At 64.2% G+C, this 21,500-nt stretch carries 17 protein-coding genes and 5 tRNA genes; 6 read left to right on the forward strand and 16 right to left on the reverse strand.

The features are described from left to right. Nucleotides 1-196 precede the first annotated feature (196 nt). The 4 genes from ACW5W4_RS09305 to ACW5W4_RS09320 form a co-directional block, all read right to left on the reverse strand. Nucleotides 197-279, reverse strand: a tRNA-Leu gene (locus tag ACW5W4_RS09305). 55 nt (nt 280-334) lie between these two features. Then, nucleotides 335-410: transfer RNA gene (locus tag ACW5W4_RS09310), tRNA-His, on the reverse strand. A 38-nt stretch (nt 411-448) separates the two neighbouring features. Then, nucleotides 449-525: transfer RNA gene (locus ACW5W4_RS09315), tRNA-Arg, on the reverse strand. A 62-nt stretch (nt 526-587) separates the two neighbouring features. Beyond that, nucleotides 588-664, reverse strand: a tRNA-Pro gene (locus ACW5W4_RS09320). 212 nt (nt 665-876) lie between these two features. Between ACW5W4_RS09320 and folD the strand changes: the two genes are divergently transcribed. Beyond that, nucleotides 877-1,731, forward strand: coding sequence for a bifunctional methylenetetrahydrofolate dehydrogenase/methenyltetrahydrofolate cyclohydrolase FolD (gene folD, locus ACW5W4_RS09325; protein WP_427262656.1), 855 nt, complete (start codon nt 877-879; stop codon nt 1,729-1,731). 90 nt (nt 1,732-1,821) lie between these two features. Here folD and ACW5W4_RS09330 read toward each other — a convergent pair whose 3' ends face one another. After that, on the reverse strand, nt 1,822-2,733 hold the full coding sequence (locus tag ACW5W4_RS09330) for a LysR family transcriptional regulator (protein WP_427262655.1): 912 nt from the start codon (nt 2,731-2,733) through the stop codon (nt 1,822-1,824). Nucleotides 2,734-2,834: 101 nt separating this feature from the next. On the opposite strand from ACW5W4_RS09330, the gene ACW5W4_RS09335 reads away from it, so the two are divergent. Then, nucleotides 2,835-3,473, forward strand: a complete 639-nt coding sequence (locus tag ACW5W4_RS09335) for an NAD(P)-dependent oxidoreductase (protein ID WP_427262654.1) — start codon at nt 2,835-2,837, stop codon at nt 3,471-3,473. A 170-nt stretch (nt 3,474-3,643) separates the two neighbouring features. Here ACW5W4_RS09335 and asd read toward each other — a convergent pair whose 3' ends face one another. Further along, the gene (gene asd / locus ACW5W4_RS09340) at nt 3,644-4,759 is read right to left on the reverse strand and encodes an aspartate-semialdehyde dehydrogenase (RefSeq protein WP_427262653.1); all 1,116 of its coding nucleotides are present in this window, start codon (nt 4,757-4,759) and stop codon (nt 3,644-3,646) included. A gap of 337 nt (nt 4,760-5,096) precedes the next feature. Between asd and sugE the strand changes: the two genes are divergently transcribed. Together sugE and ycaO are read left to right on the forward strand one after the other, a co-directional pair. Next, nucleotides 5,097-5,411: a quaternary ammonium compound efflux SMR transporter SugE gene (gene sugE, locus ACW5W4_RS09345; protein ID WP_456689188.1), complete on the forward strand. Its 315-nt coding sequence runs from the start codon at nt 5,097-5,099 to the stop codon at nt 5,409-5,411. A 130-nt stretch (nt 5,412-5,541) separates the two neighbouring features. After that, nucleotides 5,542-7,302: a 30S ribosomal protein S12 methylthiotransferase accessory factor YcaO gene (gene ycaO, locus ACW5W4_RS09350; protein WP_456689189.1), complete on the forward strand. Its 1,761-nt coding sequence runs from the start codon at nt 5,542-5,544 to the stop codon at nt 7,300-7,302. A 66-nt stretch (nt 7,303-7,368) separates the two neighbouring features. Here the strand turns inward: ycaO and ACW5W4_RS09355 are convergent, their stop codons facing one another. Then, nucleotides 7,369-7,611 carry a YkvA family protein gene (locus ACW5W4_RS09355; RefSeq protein WP_456689190.1) on the reverse strand — a complete coding sequence of 81 codons (243 nt, stop codon included), beginning with the start codon at nt 7,609-7,611 and terminating at the stop codon, nt 7,369-7,371. A gap of 26 nt (nt 7,612-7,637) precedes the next feature. Continuing rightward, nucleotides 7,638-9,650, reverse strand: coding sequence for an excinuclease ABC subunit UvrB (gene uvrB / locus ACW5W4_RS09360; RefSeq protein WP_456689191.1), 2,013 nt, complete (start codon nt 9,648-9,650; stop codon nt 7,638-7,640). Nucleotides 9,651-9,782: 132 nt separating this feature from the next. On the opposite strand from uvrB, the gene ACW5W4_RS09365 reads away from it, so the two are divergent. Both ACW5W4_RS09365 and ACW5W4_RS09370 read left to right on the forward strand, forming a co-directional pair. After that, nucleotides 9,783-9,858, forward strand: a tRNA-Asn gene (locus ACW5W4_RS09365). 782 nt (nt 9,859-10,640) lie between these two features. Continuing rightward, on the forward strand, nt 10,641-12,326 hold the full coding sequence (locus ACW5W4_RS09370) for an aspartate:alanine antiporter (RefSeq protein ID WP_408795421.1): 1,686 nt from the start codon (nt 10,641-10,643) through the stop codon (nt 12,324-12,326). 118 nt (nt 12,327-12,444) lie between these two features. Here ACW5W4_RS09370 and alr read toward each other — a convergent pair whose 3' ends face one another. The 8 genes from alr to tyrR form a co-directional block, all read right to left on the reverse strand. Next, complete coding sequence (gene alr / locus ACW5W4_RS09375; RefSeq protein WP_456689192.1) at nt 12,445-13,509, reverse strand: alanine racemase; 1,065 nt, start codon at nt 13,507-13,509, stop codon at nt 12,445-12,447. A gap of 409 nt (nt 13,510-13,918) precedes the next feature. After that, a complete protein-coding gene (locus ACW5W4_RS09380) occupies nt 13,919-15,583 on the reverse strand; it encodes an AMP-binding protein (RefSeq protein WP_456689193.1) in 1,665 nt (554 codons plus the stop codon). 99 nt (nt 15,584-15,682) lie between these two features. Then, a complete protein-coding gene (locus ACW5W4_RS09385) occupies nt 15,683-15,961 on the reverse strand; it encodes a YfcL family protein (protein ID WP_408795414.1) in 279 nt (92 codons plus the stop codon). Nucleotides 15,962-16,063: 102 nt separating this feature from the next. Continuing rightward, the gene (locus ACW5W4_RS09390) at nt 16,064-17,179 is read right to left on the reverse strand and encodes an ATP-NAD kinase family protein (RefSeq protein WP_456689194.1); all 1,116 of its coding nucleotides are present in this window, start codon (nt 17,177-17,179) and stop codon (nt 16,064-16,066) included. A gap of 106 nt (nt 17,180-17,285) precedes the next feature. Beyond that, entirely contained in the window at nt 17,286-17,840 is a 555-nt protein-coding gene (locus ACW5W4_RS09395; protein ID WP_456689195.1) for an OmpA family protein, read from the reverse strand. Beyond that, entirely contained in the window at nt 17,837-19,108 is a 1,272-nt protein-coding gene (locus ACW5W4_RS09400; RefSeq protein WP_456689196.1) for a diguanylate cyclase domain-containing protein, read from the reverse strand. Before ACW5W4_RS09400 ends, ACW5W4_RS09395 begins: the two co-directional genes overlap by 4 nt. Next, nucleotides 19,105-19,659 carry a YfiR family protein gene (locus tag ACW5W4_RS09405; RefSeq protein ID WP_427262362.1) on the reverse strand — a complete coding sequence of 185 codons (555 nt, stop codon included), beginning with the start codon at nt 19,657-19,659 and terminating at the stop codon, nt 19,105-19,107. Before ACW5W4_RS09405 ends, ACW5W4_RS09400 begins: the two co-directional genes overlap by 4 nt. A gap of 204 nt (nt 19,660-19,863) precedes the next feature. Beyond that, the gene (tyrR, locus tag ACW5W4_RS09410) at nt 19,864-21,411 is read right to left on the reverse strand and encodes a transcriptional regulator TyrR (protein WP_408795401.1); all 1,548 of its coding nucleotides are present in this window, start codon (nt 21,409-21,411) and stop codon (nt 19,864-19,866) included. Between the last annotated feature and the right edge of the window lie 89 nt (nt 21,412-21,500).

Here is a 21,500-nt window from a genome sequence, read left to right on the forward strand (position 1 = left end):
CATGGGCCCTGCTCGCCCACGCCCCGCGGACAGGGGCCCGGATTGGCAACCCGTCGGCGTGATCATTGGCCATGGCGAGAACACTGGAAATAGCGGGAAAGCAGTCAAGCGGAGAGCCCGCCGGGGCAACGGATGCAAAAAGGCCCGTCATTGACGGGCCTTTTCGTGCCGGAGACTCCGGCTTGTCATCGAGAGATGGTGCGGAAGGAGAGACTCGAACTCTCACGCCTGGGCGCCAGAACCTAAATCTGGTGCGTCTACCAATTTCGCCACTTCCGCGAAGAGAGTCACTGCTCACCACCAGCCAGCAGGCCAGGCAAACAGAGAGAGATAATGGGGTGGCTGATGGGGCTCGAACCCACGACAACCGGAATCACAATCCGGGACTCTACCAACTGAGCTACAGCCACCACTGAAAAACACGAGTACCATGCTTGGCAAAGCAAGATGGCGCGCCCTGCAGGATTCGAACCTGCGACCCACGGCTTAGAAGGCCGTTGCTCTATCCAACTGAGCTAAGGGCGCATTTATCCAATGTCTTCATACTCACCGGGTTTGCCCCAGTGCCATGAAACACATAGGTAAAATGGTCGGTGATAAAGGATTCGAACCTTTGACCCTCTGGTCCCAAACCAGATGCGCTACCGGGCTGCGCTAATCACCGAAATACATGTGCAAGGTTGCCAACAGCTTATCCGTGATAAGGCGGATGGGCAACGGGCGGGCATCATACCCAAGCGCCAAAGCCAGCGTCAACGAATTTTTCCGTCAATAAATTCAAGTGCCTACTTCTTGCCCGCCCGTGTCACGCCGCTAACACCCGGGCTAAAAAAATGCGACAATACGCACAGTTGAACCCATGGTGAGTGAAGAACGATGTCTGCCAAAATCATTGACGGAAAACAGGTTGCGCAAACGATTCGCAGCCAGGTGGCGAAAGAAGTCCAGCAGCGGCTGGCCGCAGGAGAGCGTGCCCCCGGGCTCGCGGTGATCCTGGTGGGCGCGGATCCCGCGTCCCAGGTCTATGTCGGCAGCAAGCGCCGCGCCTGTGAGGAGGTGGGATTTGTCTCCCGCTCCTATGATCTCAGCGCCGAGGCGAGCCAGGCGGAGTTGCTGGCCCTGATCGACCAGCTGAACCAGGATGGGGACGTCGACGGCATTTTGGTACAACTGCCTCTGCCCGCCCACTTCGACACCACTCAGGTGCTGGAGCGGATCCGTCCCGACAAGGACGTCGATGGCTTCCACCCCTACAACGTCGGTCGACTGGCCCAGCGGATCCCGGCCCTGCGCCCCTGCACCCCCAAGGGGATCATGACCCTGATCGAGGCCACCGGCGTCAAGACCCACGGCCTGCACGCCGTCGTGGTCGGCGCCTCCAACATCGTCGGCCGCCCCATGACCCTGGAGCTGCTGCTGGCCGGTTGCACCACCACCACCTGCCACCGCTTCACCCAGGATCTGGAAGCCCAGGTGCGCCGTGCCGACCTGCTGGTGGTCGCGGTGGGCAAGCCCAACTTCATCCCGGGTGAGTGGGTCAAGCCCGGCGCCCTGGTGATCGATGTCGGCATCAACCGCCTCGCCGATGGCTCCCTGGTGGGGGATGTGGAGTTCGAAACCGCCCGCAGCCATGCCGCCTTCATCACCCCGGTACCTGGCGGGGTCGGCCCCATGACGGTCGCCAGCCTGATGGAGAACACCCTGATCGCCTGTCGCGATTACCACCGCTGATCCCATCTGCCGCCATCAAGCCACAAGGCAGGCCCAGGCCTGCCTTCTCTTTTGTGTCCGCCCCTTTATATGCTCACCCCAAAGCGCCGTTCATCCCGGCCTTGACTGGCGCCCACGCCCTCCTCCCTGGCCAAAATAGTCCTGCAATGCCGTCAACACCCGACGTACTTTCTGGGAAACCTCCCGCTCGGGGGTGATGGCATGGATAGCCATAGGGGCCATCCGGTAGGCGGGCAGTACCTCCTGCAAGCGTCCCAGAGCCAGATCCTCGCTCACCTCCCCCTCCGGCAGCAGGGCGATCCCCTGCCCCGCCAGGGCAAACTGGCGCAGGGGCAGCACATTGTTGCAGATGACCCGCCGCACCAGCGTCAACCCGTGGGGCTCTCCCTTCTCGTCCCTCAGCCACAGGACACCATCGATCGCGTCGGTCAGCAGCCAGTCATGGTCCGGCAACTCGGCCAGCTGCCTGGGCACCCCTCGCCTGGCCAGATAGGCGGGAGAGGCGCAGAGCAGCATGGAGGCCTCCCCGAGCCGGCGGGCCACCAGGCTGGAGTCGGCCAGGGTGCCGACCCGCAGCGCCACATCGATCCGCTCCCTGAGCAAGTCCCGCTTGCCGTCATCGGCGATGATGGAGAACTGCAGCCCGGGATGGGCCGACAGCAAGGGGGCGAGCGCCTGGGCCAGCGGCAGCCCCGCCATGCCCACCGGCGCCGTGATCCGCACCTCCCCCACCAGGCTGTCGCGCAGCTCGCCGAGGCGCAGATCGATCTGATCCAGGGTCTGGCGCAATGACTGGCATCCCTGCCATACCACCTCCCCCGCCTCGGTCAGGCTGAGGCGGCGGGTGGAGCGATGCAGCAGGGTGAGGCCCAGCAAACCCTCCAGCTGGCCGATATGCTGACTGACGGCGGAGGGGGTCATGCCGAGGGCCTTGGCGGCCCCCGTCATGGTGCCCGCCTCCACCACGGCGGCGAAGATGGCGTACCGCTTGAGCTGATCCATTATTAAATCCAGCTTACAAGTGAATGTATTTTATGTTGGATTATTAAATCACATCCGGGGGCGTAGGATAGCCCCATTCCCATAGTGAAGGAGAATCTCCCATGAAAATTGCCCTCATCGGTGCCAGCGGTTTTGTCGGATCCGCCATCCTGAGCGAAGCCATCAGCCGTGGCCACAGCGTCACCGCCATCGTGCGCGACGTCGGCAAGCTGGCCCCTCACCCGCAGGTCACCGCCGTGGCGGTGGATGCGCAGGATCCCCAGGCCCTGGCCGCCGTGCTCGAGGGGCACGACAGGGTGATCAGCGCCTACAACCCGGGTTGGAGCACGCCGGATATCTACGATCAGTACCTCAAGGGAGCCAGCGCCATCGTGGCCGCCGCCAAAGAGGCCGGGAGCTGGCTGCTGGTGGTCGGCGGCGCCGGCAGCCTGGAGATTGCCCCCGGCGTGCAGCTGGTGGACACCCCGGATTTTCCGGCCGAGTGGAAACAGGGGGCCCTGGCCGCCCGCGACGGCCTGACGGCGCTTCGCCGTGAAACCGCCCTCGACTGGCGTTTCCTCTCCCCGCCGGTGTTCCTGGAGCCCGGCGAGAAGCGCGGTGGCTATCGGCTCGGCGCCGATCAGGTGCTGTTTAGCGGTGAGCAACCCGCCGGGATCCGGGTCGGCGATCTGGCGGACGGCGTGCTCAACGAGCTGGAGCACCCGACCCACCTGCGCCAGCGCTTCACCCTGGGCTACTGATCCGCCGCGCCGCACGACAAGCAGGGAGGCCATGGCCTCCCGGCGCAGGCGCTCGGGACAGCAAAAAGGGAAGGCAGACGCCTTCCCTTTTTCTATATCAACCCCGTCCCCTCTTGACCGAAGGGGGCGCGCTGGACGCCCCAGGGCCCTCAGTCGACGGTCACCCGGGCTCAACCACGGGCCAGCAGGATGCGCAGCATGCGGCGCAGCGGCTCGGCGGCGCCCCACAGCAGCTGATCCCCGACGGTGAAGGCCGCCAGGTACTCCGGGCCCATGTTCAGCTTGCGCAGGCGACCCACGGGGATATTGAGGGTGCCGGTCACCGCGGCCGGGGTGAGCTCCCGGGCGCTGATGTCGCGCTCGTTGGGGATCACTTTCACCCAGTCGTTGTGGGCGGCCAGCAGGGCTTCGATCTCGGCCAGCGGCACGTCCTTCTTGAGCTTGATGGTGAAGGCCTGGCTGTGGCAGCGCAGGGCGCCGATCCGCACGCACAGACCATCCACCGGAATGGCGGCGCCGTCGATCCCCAGGATCTTGTTGGTCTCCGCCTGCCCCTTCCACTCTTCCCGGCTCTGGCCGTTGTCGAGCCGGGTATCGATCCAGGGGATCAGGCTGCCGGCGAGCGGCACGCCGAAGTTGTCCACCGGCAGGTCGCCGGAGCGGGTCTTCTCGGTCACCTTGCGCTCGATATCCAGGATGGCGGAGGCGGGATCCGCCAGCTCCACCGCGACTTCGTCACGCAGCATGCCCATCTGGGTCACCAATTCCCGCATGTGGCGGGCACCGCCGCCGGAGGCGGCCTGATAGGTGGCCACGCTCACCCACTCCACCAGATCGGCCTTGAACAGGCCGCCCAGGGCCAGCAACATCAGGCTGACGGTGCAGTTGCCGCCGACGAAGGTCTTGATCCCCTCGTTCAGGGCCTGCTCGATCACCTCGCCATTGACCGGATCCAGGATGATGACGGCATCCTGCTCCATGCGCAGGGAGGAGGCGGCATCGATCCAGTAGCCCTGCCACCCGGCGGCTTTCAGGCGCGGATAGACATCCTTGGTGTAATCGCCCCCCTGGGCCGTGATGATGATCTCCTGCTCGGCCAGGGCCTCGATATCGAAGGCATCCTTGAGCAGACCGGCATCGACACCGAAGTTGGGGGCCGCCTCACCGGCCTGGGAGGTGGTGAAGAAGGTGGGCTGAATGTGCGCAAAATCCTGCTCTTCCTGCATCCGGCTCATCAGCACGGAACCCACCATGCCACGCCAACCGACCAAACCTACTTTTTTCATAATGTCCTACCCTGGATAGCTGCTAAATAGTGCGGATCCTCTACCCACCCGGCCCGAGAGGGCCACCACCACATGGCGAGGCCCGGGTGCCTGATGGGTAAAATTCTGCTGCGAAAAATGTGTCTATCCACATTACGGATTGTGGCGGACGGCGCAAGTCGATTTATGCAATATTCTCTGCCAGTTGCTGCAATACCCGGCAACGGCGGCCGGATAGCCCCCTGGCAGGGCCAATCCCGTTCTGGCAATATGACGCGACACGGCCCATGGCCCGGCGGGGACGACCCCGCTGCCTACCCCCTGGCAGGGACGACCCTGCCCCGTCTGGATACTCATCATGTCCTGGATCCTGTTGCTCGTCGCCGGCCTGTTCGAGGTCGCCTGGGCCATCGGCCTCAAATACACCGAGGGTTTCAGCCGTCCCCTCCCCACCCTGCTGACCCTGGGTGCCATGGGGGTAAGCGTGCTGCTGCTCGCCATGGCGGTCAAGCAGCTGCCCCTTGGCACCGCCTACGCGGTCTGGACCGGCATAGGCGCAGTCGGCACCGTGCTGATGGGGATCTGGCTGTTCAACGAACCGGCCACCCTGTCCCGGGTGCTCTGTCTGCTGCTGATCATCGGCGGCATCCTGGGGCTCAAGGTTATCGGCTGATCCCGCTTCCCTGCCTCCACCGCGCAGAGCTTGTCCGTCCGGGCCCGGCCCGGTTTTTTGCCTGTCAAATGGCGCAACCCCTGCTATCATCTGCGGCCGAACATGAGCCAATAAACATCAGGACATTGTGATGACCGACCACACTTTTATTCCCGGCAAGGACGCGGCACTGGAAGACTCCATCGAGCGGTTCCAGACCAAGTTGCAGGCCCTGGGGTTTGATATCGAAGAGGCCTCCTGGCTCAACCCCGTGCCCAACGTCTGGTCCGTGCACATCCGGGACAAGGAGTGCGCCCTCTGCTTCACCAACGGCAAGGGTGCCAGCAAGAAGGCGGCCCTCGCCTCCGCCCTCGGCGAGTATTTCGAGCGTCTCTCCACCAACTACTTCTTCGCCGATTTCTATCTGGGGGAGCAGGTGGCGAACGGCAACTTCGTCCACTACCCGAACGAGAAGTGGTTCCCCATCGAGGGAGATCAGCTGCCGGCCGGTCTGCTCGACCCCTTCACCCGCAAGTTCTACAACCCGGACGGTGAAGTGACCGCCGACATGCTGGTGGACTTGCAATCCGGCAACGAGGAGCGCGGCATCGTCGCCCTGCCCTTCGAGCGCCAGTCCGACCACCAGACCGTCTATATCCCGATGAACATCATCGGCAACCTCTATGTCTCCAACGGCATGAGCGCCGGCAACACCAAGACCGAGGCCCGCACCCAGGCCCTGTCCGAGGTGTTCGAGCGCCACGTCAAGAACAAGATCATCGCCGAGGCCATCAGCCTGCCCGAGATCCCGAACGAGGTGATCGCCCGCTACCCCGGCATTGCCGCCTCCATCGCCGCGCTGGAGGCCGAAGGCTACCCCATCTACAGCTTCGATGCCTCCCTGGGCGGCCGTTATCCGGTCATCTGCGTGGTGCTGCTCAACCCGAGCAACGGCACCAGCTTCGCCTCCTTCGGCGCCCACCCGCGCTTCGAAGTGGCGTTCGAGCGCACCGTCACCGAACTGTTGCAAGGGCGTGGCCTGAAAGACCTGGATGTGTTCGTGCCGCCGTCGTTTGACAACGAGCAGGTGGCGGATCACCACAATCTGGAGACCCACTTCATCGACTCCTCCGGCCTCATCAGCTGGGATCTGTTCAAGCAGGAGTCCGATTTCGAATTTGCCGACTGGGATTTTCGCGGCACCTCCCAGCAGGAGTTCGATCACCTGCTCGGCATCTTCCACGAGCTGGAGCAGCCGGTCTACATCGCCGACTACGAGCACCTGGGGGTCTACGCCTGCCGCATCCTGGTGCCCGGCATGTCCGACATCTATCCGGCCGAGGATCTGCTGCTGGCCAACAACACCATGGGTGCCCACCTGAGGGAAACCATACTGGCCCTGCCCTCCCTGGAATGGGACGCCGAGCAGTACATGGCCTTCTATGACCAGCTGGAAGAGGAAGGGCACGACGAGCGCACCCGGGTGCGCGAGCTGCTCGGCATCGCCGCCGCCAAGGGCACCGCCCTGCACACCCTGCGGGTCGGCGAGCTGAAAGCCATGCTGGCCCTGGCGGCCGGCGAGCTGGCAACGGCGCTGGATCTCATCAACTGGACCATGGAGTACAACCACTCGGTGTTCCCAAGCGATCGCGCCAACTACTACCGCGCCCTCAAGAGCTGCGTCGAGCTGTTCCTGGACACGGATCGCGATCCCGAACAGTACCGCGCCGTCTTCACCCGCATGTATGGCGAACAGACCCTGGCAGAGGCTTGGGCCCACGCCAGCGGCGAGGCCCGCTTCCACGGGCTGTCGAGCGCGGACGAAACCCTCAGCCAGTTCCCGCTGCACCAGAAGCTGCTGACCGCCTACGAGAAGCTGCAAGTGGCCAAGGGTGCCGCCAACTGGCAGTAACCCTGAGGCAAACAAAAACCGGACCATGATGGGTCCGGTTTTTTTACGCCTGAGGGATGGGTCGCGCTATTTCGACTGGGTCTGCTGGGCGATGGCCTGGCGCACCTTGGCCGGCAGGCAGGACTCCCATCCCCAGATCAGCCAGGCGAACAGGGTCAGATCGTCGAGCCAGCCGAACAGGGGGATGACGTCCGGCACCAGATCCAGGGGGCTGATGCCGTAGGCCAGCACCAGCAGCGCCAGTCCCTTGGCCCAGAGGGGCGTATCCGGGTGACGAAAGCCCAGATAGAGGCGACGCAGTCTGGGCACAATCCCCAACAGAGTGCGCAGCGGCCTCAACTCTCGATCAACTCGCCGCGCAGCCGCTGGATCTGATCCCGCAGGGCGGCCGCCTGCTCGAACTCCAGATCCCGGGCATGCTGGAACATCTGCTCTTCCATCCGTTTGATCTCCTTGGCGATCTCGCTGGCGGAGCGGGCATGGTACTCCCCTTGCGGCTCGGCGGCCTTGCGACTGCCCCGGCCCGGTTTGCCGGCGCTGCGACTGCCCCCCATGTCCATCATGTCCCCCACCGACTTGTTGAGGCCCTTGGGGGTGATACCGTGTTCCAGGTTGTGGGCATGCTGCAGGGCGCGGCGCCGCTCGGTCTCCTCGATGGCTACCTGCATGGAGTTGGTGATGGTGTCGCCGTAGAGGATGACCCGGCCGTTGAGGTTGCGCGCCGCCCGGCCTATGGTCTGGATCAGCGAACGGGTGGAGCGCAGGAAGCCCTCCTTGTCCGCATCCAGGATGGCCACCAGCGACACCTCAGGCATGTCGAGGCCTTCCCGCAGCAGGTTGATGCCCACCAGCACATCGAACTTGCCGAGGCGCAGATCCCGGATGATCTCCACCCGCTCCACGGTGTCGATGTCCGAGTGCAGGTAGCGCACCCGCACCTCGTGATCGGCCAGGTATTCGGTCAAGTCCTCCGCCATCCGCTTGGTGAGGGTGGTGACCAGCACCCGCTCCTCCACCGCCACCCGCTTGCGGATCTCCGAGAGCAGATCGTCCACCTGGGTGCCGACCGGGCGCACCTCGATCTCGGGATCCAGCAGGCCGGTAGGGCGCACCACCTGCTGCACCAGGTCGCCGCCGGACTTCTCCAGCTCGTAGGGGCCTGGTGTGGCCGAGACGAACACCGTCTGGGGCATCAGGGCCTCGAACTCGTCGAACTTCAGGGGTCTGTTGTCGAGGGCCGAGGGGAGCCGGAAGCCGTACTCCACCAGGGTCTCCTTGCGGGATCTGTCCCCTTTGAACATGGCGCCTATCTGTGGCACCGTGACGTGGGACTCGTCGATGATGAGCAGGCCATCCCCCGGCAGGTAGTCAAACAGGGTGGGGGGCGGCTCGCCGGGGGCGCGGCCCGACAGATAACGGCTGTAGTTCTCGATGCCCGAGCAATAGCCCAGCTCCTGCATCATCTCGATGTCGAACTGGGTGCGCTGGCTGATGCGCTGCTCCTCCACCAGCTTGTGCTGGGCGAGCAGCTGCTCGCGGCGCCCCTTGAGCTCCTCCTTGATGTGATCGATGGCCCCGAGTATGGTCTCGCGCGGCGTGGCGTAGTGGGTCTTGGGGTAGATGGTGTAGCGCACCACCGTCTGCTCGATGGCGCCGGTCAGGGGATCGAACTGGGAGAGCCGCTCTATCTCTTCATCAAACAACTCCACCCGCAGGGCCAGCTTGTCCGATTCGGCCGGGTAGATGTCGATCACTTCGCCGCGCACCCGGAAGGTGCCGCGCTGGAAGGCCATGTCGTTGCGGGTATATTGCAGCTCGGCGAGGCGGCGCAGTATGTCCCGCTGGTTGATCAGATCCCCCACCTTGAGGTGCAGCATCATGCTGAGATAGGCTTGCGGGTCCCCCAGGCCATAGATGGCCGACACCGAGGCGACGATCACCACGTCGCGCCGCTCCAGCAGCGCCTTGGTGGCCGACAGCCGCATCTGCTCGATGTGATCGTTGATGGAGGCATCCTTCTCGATGAAGGTGTCCGTGGTCGGCACATAGGCTTCCGGCTGGTAGTAGTCGTAGTAGGAGACGAAATACTCCACCGCGTTGTCGGGGAAGAACTCCTTCATCTCCCCATAGAGCTGGGCGGCCAGGGTCTTGTTCGGCGCCAGTATCATGGTGGGGCGGTTGAGGGTGGCGATGACGTTGGCCATGGTGAAGGTCTTGCCCGACCCCGTCACCCCGAGCAGGGTCTGGTGGGCGAGACCGGACTCAATCCCCTCGAGCAGCTGACCGATGGCGGCGGGTTGATCCCCCGCGGGTGCAAATTGGCTGACGAGTTGAAACGACTTGCTCATGGCGACTCCGGACAAGAAAAGCAAAGCGCAAGTGTACCCCGACTTTCCCCGTGACGGGTATCGCTCTCCACCCCCGAGCGGCTATTGACCCGACGTGGCGCTATCTGTATAGTGCTCCTCCTTGCCTGATGTTCCCCCGTAGTTCAGTCGGTAGAACGGCGGACTGTTAATCCGTATGTCACTGGTTCGAGTCCAGTCGGGGGAGCCAATTCCTCACCATCTCGGTGCAAGTTATCCACTTTAGTGCCCCCCTCTGCCAAATTTAATGCACAAGTCTCCTTGACGCGCATCTCACACCCCTTGCCTCCCTTGCTCCCCCGTCAGTGTTTTGTGCTGCCGCCTTTAACTATTTGATTTTTATAGAAACATATTTTCAGCGGTATTTTTTGAACAGGCCTGCCAGGCCAGTAACCGCAAGGGCTGGCGCCCCTTTTTCAATTTTCACGCACAGGGTTATCCACAGAATCTGTGGGTAAGTGCCCCTAGCCCAGACGGCGCCTGCGTTTGGCCCATTCAGGCCCCGCCTCCCCTCCCCATTCCGAACCAACCTGATTTTCTGCTGTTTTCCAGCCAGGGCCGACGCGAGCGGGATCGGCCTGGCAACGCCACCTTTTTTGCTGCCTGATGGGCGAGCCCAGATGCCATGGGTCAGCGGGGCATGGCGCCAGGTGGCCACGCCGCCCAGGGGGCGTTCCCCTGTGCCAATCCGGCAGCATCATGCTCTGTTATGGGGGCGAAATCGCGCCCGGGACAGCATTCTCTAAACGCCGCCTCGACCTGCGTCTCGCCGGGGGCCAGACAGCACAAATCACTCATTGACAGCGGCTCTGACAGACGGAAAAACTCGCGCGCTCGCCCAGGAGGGTGAAAACCCCATGCCCCCGAACGGGGCACCCGCCCGAGATGTCGATTTGTCCCATCCGACGCTTCTTTATTGGCGAGGGATCCGGCACAATACCGGCCCCACTTTTTTCCTCGGTTTTTCCGGGCATGACCATAGATTTCGTGACACTGCTACACCAAAGCGACTCCCTGCTGCTGTTCGTGGTACTGGCCTTCGGCCTGCTGCTGGGCAAGGTGCGGGTCGGCAACTTCCAGATAGGCAACACCATAGGGGTGCTGTTCACCGCCCTGCTGTTTGGCCAGATGGGCTTCCAGTTCTCCGCCACCACGGAAAACCTCGGCTTCATGCTGTTCATCTTCTGCGTCGGCATCGAGGCGGGACCGCACTTTTTCAGCGTCTTCCTGCGCGACGGCATCCACTACATCACCCTGACCCTGGTGATCCTGCTGACCGCCCTGCTGCTCACCGTGGGGCTGGCCAAGTTCTTCAACCTGGGGCCCGGCATGGCGGCCGGGATCCTGGCGGGCTCCCTCACCTCCACTCCGGCCCTGGTCGGTGCCCAGGATGCCCTGCGCAGCGGCCTGCTCAACCTGCCCCATGAGACCGACATGCGCGCCGTGCTCGACAACATGGGCATCGGCTACGCCCTGACCTACCTGGTGGGCCTGGTGGGATTGATGCTGGTGGTGCGCTATCTCCCCGCCATGGCACGGCTGGATCTCAGCACCGAGGCCCAGAAGATCGCCCGCGAGCGGGGGCTGTCGGACAGCGAGAATCGCAAGACCTACCTGCCCATCATCCGCGCCTATCGAGTCGGCCCGGAGCTCGCCGCCTGGATAGGTGGCCGCACCCTGCGGGAAACCGGCATCTATCCCCACACCGGCTGCTATGTGGAGCGCATTCGCCGCAACGGCATACTGGCCAGCCCCGATGGCGACGCCGTCATTCAGGAGGGGGACGAGATCGCCCTGGTGGGTTATCCCGAGAGTCACGAGAAGCTCGACGTCAACTACCGCAACGGCAAGGAGGTGTTTGACCGCAACCTGCTGGATCTGCAGATCGTCACCGAAGAGATAGTGGTGAAGAACGACGCCGTGGTGGGCCGCCATCTGGTGGAGCTCAATCTCACCGAGAAGGGCTGCTTCCTCAACCGGGTGGTGCGCTCCCAGATAGAGATGCCGTTCGATCGCAACATCATGCTGCAAAAGGGCGACGTGCTGCAGATCAGCGGCGAGAAGCAGCGGGTCAAGCAGCTGGCCAACAAGATCGGCTTCATCAGCATCCATAGCCAGACCACGGATCTGGTGGCTTTCGCCACCTTCTTCGTGCTGGGCCTGCTGATCGGCTCCGTCTCCCTGGTATTCGGCCAGCTGGAATTTGGTCTGGGCAACGCCGTCGGCCTGCTGCTGGCGGGGATCCTGATGGGTTACCTGCGGGCCAACCACCCGACGGTCGGTTATGTACCGCCGGGCGCCCTGCGCCTGGCCAAGGATCTGGGCCTCGCCGTCTTCATGGTGAGCACGGGCTTGAAGGCGGGTAGCGGCATCCTGGATCACCTGAGCCAGGTGGGGGCCGTGGTGCTCTTCTCCGGCATGCTGGTGACCACCTTGCCGGTGCTGGTGGGCTACCTGTTCGGGGTCTGGGTCTTGAAGATGAACCCGGCCCTGCTGCTGGGGGCCATCACCGGGGCCCGCACCTGCGCCCCGGCCATGGACGTGGTCAACGAGGCCGCCAACAGCTCCATCCCGGCGCTCGGCTACGCTGGCACCTATGCGGTGGCCAACGTCATGCTGACCCTGGCCGGCTCCTTCATCATCGGCTTCTGGTTCTAGCGCCCCTGTCCTAAGACGCCTCCCCCTGGGAGGCGTTGTTGTCTGCGCTGTCCGCTCGCCTCCTCGCGCCATGACAACAAACAGGCCGCCCAAGGGCGGCCTGTTGCAAGCTGGCGACTCAGCACATCTGCCATGCGACCCGCCCGGTCAGCCGGGTCACCAGCTCGTAGGGGATGGTGCCTATGTGCTCGGCTACCCGCTCGACCGGCAGCCCCTCCCCCCACAGCACCACCTCGTCCCCCACCCGATCGGTCGCCGCCGGGCCGAGATCCACGGTCAGCATGTCCATCGAGACCCGCCCGACGATCGGCACCTCGCGGCCATTGACGAGCATGGGTGTCCCGGTCGGCGCCAGTCTGGGATAACCGTCCCCGTAACCGGTCGCCACCACCCCGAGCCGGGTGGCATGGGGGGCGTGCCAGTGGGCACCATAGCCAACGGGCGCCCCGGCCGGGCAATCACGCACCGCCATCAGCCGGCTCTTGAGGGTCATCACGGGACGCAGCCCGCGATCGCCTCCGCTCTCCCCGGCGAAGGGGGAGATGCCATAGAGCGCGAGTCCGGGCCGCACCCAGTCTCCCAGCGCATCGGCCCAGCCCAGCAGGCCGGCCGAGTTGGCCAGGGCCTTCTCCCCCGGCAGGTGGCGGGTCAGGGCATGAAACCGGGTGATCTGCTCGGCCGTCGCCTCGCAGTCAAGCTCGTCGGCGCGGCCAAAATGGGTCATCTGCCGCACCGGCTGCGCCACCCAGGGGCAGCGCGCGAGGCGCGCCAGCACAGCGGCCAGCTCCTCGCCCCGGATCCCGAGCCGGTTCATCCCCGTGTCAATCTTGAGCCAGAGGGTAATGGGGCGGCTCGGCGCCGCCTGCTCCAGCAGCGTCACCTGTTCGTGGCAGTGCAGGGTCGTCTGCAATTCCCACTCGGCCATCTGGGCCAGCTGCTGCCCATCATGGAAACCGCCCAGCACCAGGATGGGCTGCCTGATGCCATGGCGGCGCAGCTGGATCCCCTCATCGACACGGGCCACGGCGAACGCCGGGGCCTCGGCCAGCGCCTGCGCCATCTGCAACATGCCGTGCCCATAGGCGTTGGCCTTGAGCACCGCCATGATCCGGCGATCCCCCGCCTGGGCCTGCAATACCGCCACGTTGTGCCGTAGCGCCGCTACGCTTATCTCCGCTCTCACTGGAACCTCCTGTTCACTCGCCGCTACCCGCGGCGATATCGGGCAAAACAACGCCGTTTCGCGATCCCTGTGGTTCGCAAAATTGGGAGACGGCTGATGATGGATCCCCGGCCTGCCAGGCTGGACGAAGGCTCGCCAGTGGGCCGGTTCACGATGGAGGCAGTATACGATAGGGGTTACAGCTTTTTGCGCTATTTTAACAAGAAAAACACATAATCAACAAAATAACAAACCACAAAAATGACATGTGATAGATATCATTACTGGTCATTCCATGTATATGTAAAACAATACCCCGCAAACAGCGGCACCACGCAGTCCATCGCGCTACCACCCTACCCCTCACCCTGCCGCTGCCACAAAAAACCCCGCATGGCGGGGCTTTCGGAGAATAACGCGGCGGGAGGGGTCAGGATTCCCACACCACGCTGCGATCGGCCGGCCACTGGTCTCCCAGCTCGGCATATTTCTGCTCCAGCAGATGGCGGCGGATCTTCATGGTCGGGGTCAGCACCCCGTTCTCTATGTTCCAGGGGGTCTTGACCACCAGGATGCCCCTCAGCCTGGCATGAGCCTCCAGCTGGCCGTTGACCCGTTGCCGCGCCGCCTCCAGCTGGGCGTCTATCTCGGCATGATCCCCCTGCATGGCCCGCTCGGCCAGCTGTACCAGGGCGATGGGCTGGGGCATGCCGTAACCGATAACGCACAGCTGCTCTATGATGGGATCCTGTCCGAGCAGCCCCTCGATGGGCACCGGAGCCACGTACTTGCCCTTGGCGGTCTTGAACACATCCTTCATCCGCCCCGTGATGGTGAGATAGCCCTCGCTGTCGAGCTTGCCCATGTCCCCGGTGTGCAGCCAGCCTTCGGTATCGATGGCCTCACTGCTGTGCTCGGGATCCTTGTAGTAGCCCAGCATCATGCCTTCGCAGCGGCAGAGGATCTCCCCCTCCGGGGAGATCTGGATGCGCACCCCGGGCCCCGCCTTGCCGACCGTGCCTATCTTGTCGGCCCGGAAGGGATAGTTGAGGGTGGCGTAGGCATGGTTCTCCGTCATGCCCCAGGCCTCGGTGATGTTGAGGCCTATGCTGTGGTACCACGCCAGCAACGCCGAGGCCACGGGGGCCGAGCCGCAGCCCAGCACCCTGGCCTGATCCAACCCCAGCCCCTGTTGCAGCTTGCGCTTGATGAGGCCGGAGACGAGGGGGATCTTGAGCAGCAGCGCCAGCTTCTTCTGGGGCAGCTTCTCGTGGATCTTGATGCGGAACATGGCCCACAGACGGGGCACAGAGATGAAGACGGTGGGGCGGCAACGTTTGACGTCGTCGATGAAGGTGTCGAGGGACTCGGGGAAGCTGATTTCGGCGCCGCTGAACAGGCTGCCGCCATAGATGTAGACCCGCTCCGTGATGTGGGCCAGGGGCAGGTAGGAGAAGCCGCGATCCTGCTCCCTCAGCCCCACGGCCTCCACCAGTTTCTCGCAGGACCAGGCGTAACGCTCGACGCTGAGCATGGCGCCCTTGGGCTTGCCGGTGCTGCCCGAGGTGTAGACCAGGCTCAGCAGATCCTCGCCACGCTGGGCAGGCAGATCCCGGGCCGGCTCGTGACTGGCCAGCAGGGCATCCCACTGATGCTGAGCCGGCATGGTGTCATAGGGCATGGCGATGCGCGGCAGATCCGCCGGCAGACCCGGTTCCTGGCTGCGCCAGTCGTCCAGCTTGCCGACGAACACGGCCCTGGCCTCGCTGTGACGCAGCACATATTCGATGGTATCGACGTTGGCGGTGGGATAAATGGGCACGCTGACATACTGGCCCATCTGCATCGCCAGATCGGCGATGAACCACTGGGCGCAGTTCTTGGAGAGCAGGGCAATCTTGTCCCCCGGCTCGAACCCCATGGCCCGCAGGGCCGTCACCAGGCGACGCGCCTCATCGGCCACCCTGGCCCAGCTGAAGTCGTGGTACTGACGGTTGATGGTCTGACGAAGGTAGATCCGATCCGGACAGTGCTGCTCCCAGTGATAGAGCATGTCGAGGGGCAGTCGCTGGGCGATGGTGGAGGCGCTGGTCATGGTGCTTTCCCTGAAACAGATGAGGTTATTTATTATTAACCTTTTGTTAACTTTCGGGAAAGCGCCAATCTTAAACTTGTGTTTGAATTGTGTCTGGGATCAAGCTTCTGCCTGCAGTTGCAGCCGTTTCCACATGGTCTGAACCAGGGTCTCATCCTGCTCCGACAACTCCCCCTGCAGGATCGCCTCGTTGAGGCTGCGCAGCACATAGCTCTTCACATCCCGCACCAGGGTCTTGCCCTCCAGCTCGGCCCTGGCCACCGCCAGCGAAATATGGCCTCGCAGATAGCCCCCGGCAAACAGCTCGTCATCGGTCGCCGTGGCGACCATGCTGTCTATCAGTTCCAACAACTTGTGCTCAAAATCATGAATCGTCATTTAACGCAGCCTCATGCGCCGGAGTGGCCGGCAAGATAACGTTGGGGTGGAGCCCAGGTCCGGTTGACCGGGCGCCACGGGGTCAGCCGCATCCTTGCTGTGCTATTGCGGGTTGGCCACCGGATAGATGACCTGATCCCGATATCCTGTGATGATGCGCCGATAACCACACAGCGCCCGATCCAGCGCCTCGTCACCGGTATCCACCAGCAGGGGGCGTCCGTCGAGCCGGGCCAGCTTGCGTTTGCTGGCCACTATCTGGATGTTGTCCAGACCGACCGCCCGGATCACCTCCGGGCTGAGCTGCTGATTACCGCGGCCAAACAGGTGTCCCTGACCGCCGATCAGGGTCACGATCAGCCGGCAGCGACGGCCCTGGATCCGGGTCAGGATCTCGCGGGCGCCCAGATCCTGCCCGATCAGCCGGCCATTTTCCACCAGATCCACACCAAGCAGGCTATTTTCCAGGCCAAGGTGCGCCATGCAGGCGGCGACCGTGCCCCCCGACCCCATCAGATAGAGGGTGTCGGGAGCCATCTGCTCCACTATCTCGGCGGCGATCTCCTCGAGCACCAGCTCCTCGCTCTCCCGGCCCCCCTGCTTGACCGCCTGCACGTAGCGCAGATCCCCGGGTACCTTGAGCTGGCCATAGTGGCGGGCACGCACCTTCCCCTCGCGAAAGGCCGCCTCGTCGATGTCCATCACCTCCCCCTCCATGAGGCTGAGCAGCTCCCCCTCTATCATGCGGGCGGCCACTCGGCCGCTGGCCTGGGGGGTCACGCCGTAGACACCGGAGTGGATCTTGCAACCGGCGGGGATGCCGAGCACATGGAGCCGCTCCCCCACCTCGGCGCAGATGTCCCGCGCCGTGCCATCCCCACCGGCGAACAGCAGCAGATCCACACCGGCCTCCAGCATGCGCCTCGCCGCCGCCCGGGTATCCTCCGGGGTGGTCTGGGGGGCCGCTGGACGATAGATGATGGTGTGGCTCAGGCCAAGCTCGGTCACCAGGCGCTCCCCCATCTCCCCGGCCACGGTCACCACCTCGAACGGGTGCGACAGCCCCAGCAGGGGTTGCAGCGCCAGGCGGGCCCGTTCATTGGCCCTCGGCACGGCCCCGCGGGCCAGGGCCTCGGCCAGCATGCCGTCGCTCCCCTTGAGGGCAACCTGACCCCCTATGCCGGCGACCGGGTTGATGATCACTCCTAGCCGAAACATGGCTCTTCTCCCTGCATCCTGTCCGATAGTGGCCGCTATTCTAACCAGCGTCCGCCCGGGCACAAGGGGCAAGGGTGCTGGATCCCCATCGGGCCTCCTCCCCTCGTCAACGACAAGAGGGGCGCCCCTGGGCACCCCTCTCTTGCTTCACACACCGGCGCCCGGGCGCCACGGCCCCCGGGTACTGGCTGGGGACGACGATGGAGACTCGCCGGTTCTGGGCACGCCCCTCCCGGGTCTTGTTGTCGGCGATGGGCTCGACCTCTCCCCGCCCCTGGATGATCAGATCCCCGGGCTTCATGCCGGCGGCCACCATGACATCCGCCACCGACTGGGCGCGGGTGAGGGAGAGCCGCTGGTTATACTCGGCCGGACCATTGGTATCGGTATGACCCTCGATCCGCACCCGGCTGAGCTCCACCAGCTGCAGGCTGTCGGCCAGTTTCTCGACCGTGCCCCTGGTCTGGTCGCTGAGCCGGCCCACGTCATTGGCAAACAGCACCCGATTGGAGAGATCCAGGGTCCAGCCCTCCTCAGTCAATCGAAACCCCTGCTCCTTGAGCATGGCGATCTGCTCGGCGCTCAGCCCGGTCTGGGTCGCACAGCCGCCGAGCACGGCCAGCAGGATCCCGACCAGGGCGGTGCAAATAGCCATCTTCATTGCTTCTCTTCCTCTGTTGGTGTGTGAACCTTCTCTTGCCTGGCTCGCCGCGCCTTGTCCCGACGCTTGGCCAGATACATGGCATGATCCGCATGGTGCAGCAGGGTCTCGGCCGTCTGGCCATCGGCAGGGAAATGGGCCGCCCCTATGCTGAGGCTGCAATCGAGGCGATGACCATCGGCCAGGGCGATGGGCTCGGCCATGGCCTGGCCGATCCGCATCATGATGTCGATGACATCCTGATCCGCCGAGATGACGCTGAGCAGCACCACGAACTCATCGCCGCCCAGGCGCGCCACCAGATCCTGGGGCCTGAGCTGGTGCTGCACCCGGCGGGCAATGGTCACCAGCACCTCGTCCCCTGCGCCATGGCCCAGGGTATCGTTGATCTGCTTGAAGTTGTCGCAATCGAGGTAGAGCAAGGCGAAACGCTCGTGCTGGCGCAGCCCCTCCAGCACCGCCTGCTGCAAACGGGCCTCGAACAGTGCCCGATTGGGCAGCTCGGTCAGCTTGTCATGGGTCGCCTGGTGCAGCAGGCTGGCGTTCTCCCGCTGCTGATGGGCCTGCCAGGCTTCCAGCTCGTCGAGCAGGGAGTTGAAGTCCTGACCCAGGGTATCGAGCTCGGTGATGCTGGCCGCCGGGACCCGCAGGGCGAGGGAGCGCTCCCGGCTCACCCCGTGCGCCACCCGCGCCAGGGAGCGCAAGGGAGTGGTGATGGATCGCTGCATCAGGCGGGCAATATAGAGGGCGCCCAGGGTACTGAGCAGCATGCAGAGCAGCATGGCCGCCAGCACCTGGATCAGAAAGCTGAGCAGATACTGGCCATGACCCACCAGCTTGATGGTGGCGATCTCGCGGCCATTGTGGGCCATGGGCAAGATGATGGGGCCGGGCAGCACCAGCTCCGCCAGTTGCCGTTCCAGGGCAAACCAGGGCTTTGAGGCATGCCTGCTCCAGCTCGCCAGCACCTCCCCCGAGCTGAGCACTATGCTCACCTCGGCCACGTCCTCGTGAGAGGCGATGTTTTGCAGCGCTTCGCGCGCCGCCTCGCCATCTTCGAACACCACGGCGGCTTCCGTGGTGTAGCTGATGGCGCGGGCCACCAGATCCAGATTGTGATCCGTATAGAAACGCAGGGAGAGCAGGGCCACGCAGGTGAGCAGGCCGCCCACCAGGCAGACTCCGGTCAGGGAGACCATCAGGTGGGTACGGTCCAGGCTCTGACGCAGGGAGAGCCGCTGCTTGCCAAATCGGAAGAAGGCGATCATGGCAGGCCTCCGGCCCGGCCCAGTTTGAGCACGGCGGGATGGACCTTGACCCCGCTCAGGGCCAGGGCATCCAGGTTGACATTGAAGCGCACCCGATCGTCACTCACCAGCAGGCGGAAGACGCTGTTGGCACTGTTGGCCCCCCCTTGCTCGCTGACGCTGAGGATGGCGACGTCTTGCAGGCGGGCGAACAGAGTCAGGCGCTCCTCCTCGGTCAGGGTGCCCAGATAGAGCACATCGCACTGGGCCGGGATCAGGGGGTCTCCGGCGCTGTAACGGCGCACGCTCACCACACGGCCATTGGCCTGGCGGCGGATCTGAAACAGGCCGTCGGCATATTCGGTGGGGCCCACCACACAGATGCGCAAGCGCGCAGGCTCCACCGGCCAGCGGGTATAGCTGAGGATGTCGAGCACCGTCTGGCGCACATGGTCAACCCGCAGCTCGGCCTGGTTGGCGACGCGATTCGGGGGCTGGGTGTCGGCCAGTGCCAGCGAGCTCGCCAACAGACAGAGACCACCCAGCAGGTGGAGCAGATACGATAGATGCATAAAGTTGTTCTTGTTAATAGCCGAACAGATCCTAACACGGCCCCGCCAGAGAGAGTTAGCCTACGGCAATGCAGCGGGTCACGTTTTGTCAAATTCCCCCTGCCGGAGGATGCCGACGCCAGCGCCCCTCCCCCAACGCTGGCCGGCGCAGACATGACAAGGGGCCCTGACGGCCCCTCTCCTTTTCCTTGCGGCGACGCGGTGCTACTTCTTGCCGATGCCGTATTCCCGCAGCTTGTTGGCGATGGCGGTATGGGAAACCCCGAGCCGCTTGGCCAGTTGGCGGGTCGAGGGGAAGGCCGGGTAGAGGCGCGCCAGCAAGCGGCTCTCGAAGCGCTTGACCGCCTCGTCCAGATCGCCTTCGAACCACTCGTCGATGAGCGGCATGGCCTCCTGGGCCACCGGCAGATCGATCTGCTCCGGGCCAATTTCGTCCCCTTCCAGCAGGGTCATGGCGCGGTAGAGGCAGTTGCGCAGCTGGCGCACGTTGCCCGGCCAGCGGTAGGCGGTGAGATACTCGGCCATGTTGCGGGTGAAACGCGGCTTGGGGCGCTGCAACTCGCTGGCGAAGCGGGCCACGAACTGCTGGGCCAGGGCCATGATGTCGGCCTTGCGCTCGCGCAGGGGCGGCAGCCCCAGGCTCAGCACGTTGAGGCGATAGTAGAGATCTTCCCGAAACTTGCCCTCGGCCACCAGATCCAGCAGCTGCTTCTGGGTGGTGCAGATGAAGCGCACATTGACCTTCACCTCCTGCTCGTCGCCGACCCGGCGAAACACCCCGTCTTGCAGCACCCGCAGGAACTTGGTCTGCAGATGGGCAGACATGTCGCCAATCTCGTCGAGCATCAGGGTGCCGCCGCTGGCGAGCTCCAGCACGCCGCGCTTGCCCTCTGTGTTGTTGCCAAAGGCGCCGGGGGCATAGCCGAACAGCTCGCTCTCGGCCACGTTATCGGGCATGGCGGCGCAGTTCAGCGCCATGAAGGGGTGGCTGGATCTCAGGCTGGCGCCGTGGCAAGCCCGGGCCAGCAGCTCCTTGCCGGTACCGGTCTCGCCGACGATGAGCAAGGGGGCATCCTGCATCGCCAGCTTGCTGGCCTGGGCCAGCACCTGCTTCATCTTGGGACTCTCGGCCTGGAGATGCTCGAAGCCCCCCACCTCGATGGCATGGAGGGCACTGAAATGCAGGCCGACCCGGCGGGCGGATTTCAGCACCACCACGGCGCCGGCCAGGGCCTGTCTGCCCTTCTCCTCGGCCACGAACAGCGGCATGAGATCCGCCAGGTACTCCTCTCCCCCCAGGCTCAGCTTGCAGGTCTGGGGCTTGATGTCCGCCGATTCGAGCCAGCGGGTGAAGGCAAACCCCTTGAGCAGGGAGCCCAGCGGCTGCCCCTTGACCTCCGCCAGCGGCAGGTTGAGGGTGGTCAGGGCCGACTGGTTCACCTGGGTGATGCGGCCACGGCTGTCGAGGGAGAACACCAGATCCGGCAACGCCTTGAGCAGGGCGCGGATCTCGTGATGCTCCCGCTCCGAGGGCAGATAGGGGATGGTCTTGACGTCGTGCACCCCGGGGATGCGGCGGATCTCCGGCATCAGATGCTGGAAGTCGCGAAACTCCAACTCGGGGAAGTTGAGGTAGATGATGCCTGTGGTATCGATTTCGATGCCGCGCAGATCGATGTTGTGCTCCACCAGACGATCGAGCAATTCCCGGGTCAACCCCAGGCGGTCTTCACAGCTGACTTCAAGACGCATTCGAGACACACTTCCTGGCTAACTTCATGATGGGCGTGATAATAACGTCTCGTCCCCGCCAGCGCGAGACTTGCCCGGCAAAAATGCGG

It is taken from the genome of Aeromonas crassostreae, from assembly GCF_054052445.1.

Coding starts and splice junctions, on each gene's coding strand:
- folD (WP_427262656.1), top strand. CDS start 877: ATGTCTGCCAAAATCATTGACGGAAAACAGGTTGCGCAAACGATTCGC.
- ACW5W4_RS09330 (WP_427262655.1), bottom strand. CDS start 2,733: ATGGATCAGCTCAAGCGGTACGCCATCTTCGCCGCCGTGGTGGAGGCG.
- ACW5W4_RS09335 (WP_427262654.1), top strand. CDS start 2,835: ATGAAAATTGCCCTCATCGGTGCCAGCGGTTTTGTCGGATCCGCCATC.
- asd (WP_427262653.1), bottom strand. CDS start 4,759: ATGAAAAAAGTAGGTTTGGTCGGTTGGCGTGGCATGGTGGGTTCCGTG.
- sugE (WP_456689188.1), top strand. CDS start 5,097: ATGTCCTGGATCCTGTTGCTCGTCGCCGGCCTGTTCGAGGTCGCCTGG.
- ycaO (WP_456689189.1), top strand. CDS start 5,542: ATGACCGACCACACTTTTATTCCCGGCAAGGACGCGGCACTGGAAGAC.
- uvrB (WP_456689191.1), bottom strand. CDS start 9,650: ATGAGCAAGTCGTTTCAACTCGTCAGCCAATTTGCACCCGCGGGGGAT.
- ACW5W4_RS09370 (WP_408795421.1), top strand. CDS start 10,641: ATGACCATAGATTTCGTGACACTGCTACACCAAAGCGACTCCCTGCTG.
- ACW5W4_RS09380 (WP_456689193.1), bottom strand. CDS start 15,583: ATGACCAGCGCCTCCACCATCGCCCAGCGACTGCCCCTCGACATGCTC.
- ACW5W4_RS09385 (WP_408795414.1), bottom strand. CDS start 15,961: ATGACGATTCATGATTTTGAGCACAAGTTGTTGGAACTGATAGACAGC.
- ACW5W4_RS09390 (WP_456689194.1), bottom strand. CDS start 17,179: ATGTTTCGGCTAGGAGTGATCATCAACCCGGTCGCCGGCATAGGGGGT.
- ACW5W4_RS09395 (WP_456689195.1), bottom strand. CDS start 17,840: ATGAAGATGGCTATTTGCACCGCCCTGGTCGGGATCCTGCTGGCCGTG.
- ACW5W4_RS09400 (WP_456689196.1), bottom strand. CDS start 19,108: ATGATCGCCTTCTTCCGATTTGGCAAGCAGCGGCTCTCCCTGCGTCAG.
- ACW5W4_RS09405 (WP_427262362.1), bottom strand. CDS start 19,659: ATGCATCTATCGTATCTGCTCCACCTGCTGGGTGGTCTCTGTCTGTTG.
- tyrR (WP_408795401.1), bottom strand. CDS start 21,411: ATGCGTCTTGAAGTCAGCTGTGAAGACCGCCTGGGGTTGACCCGGGAA.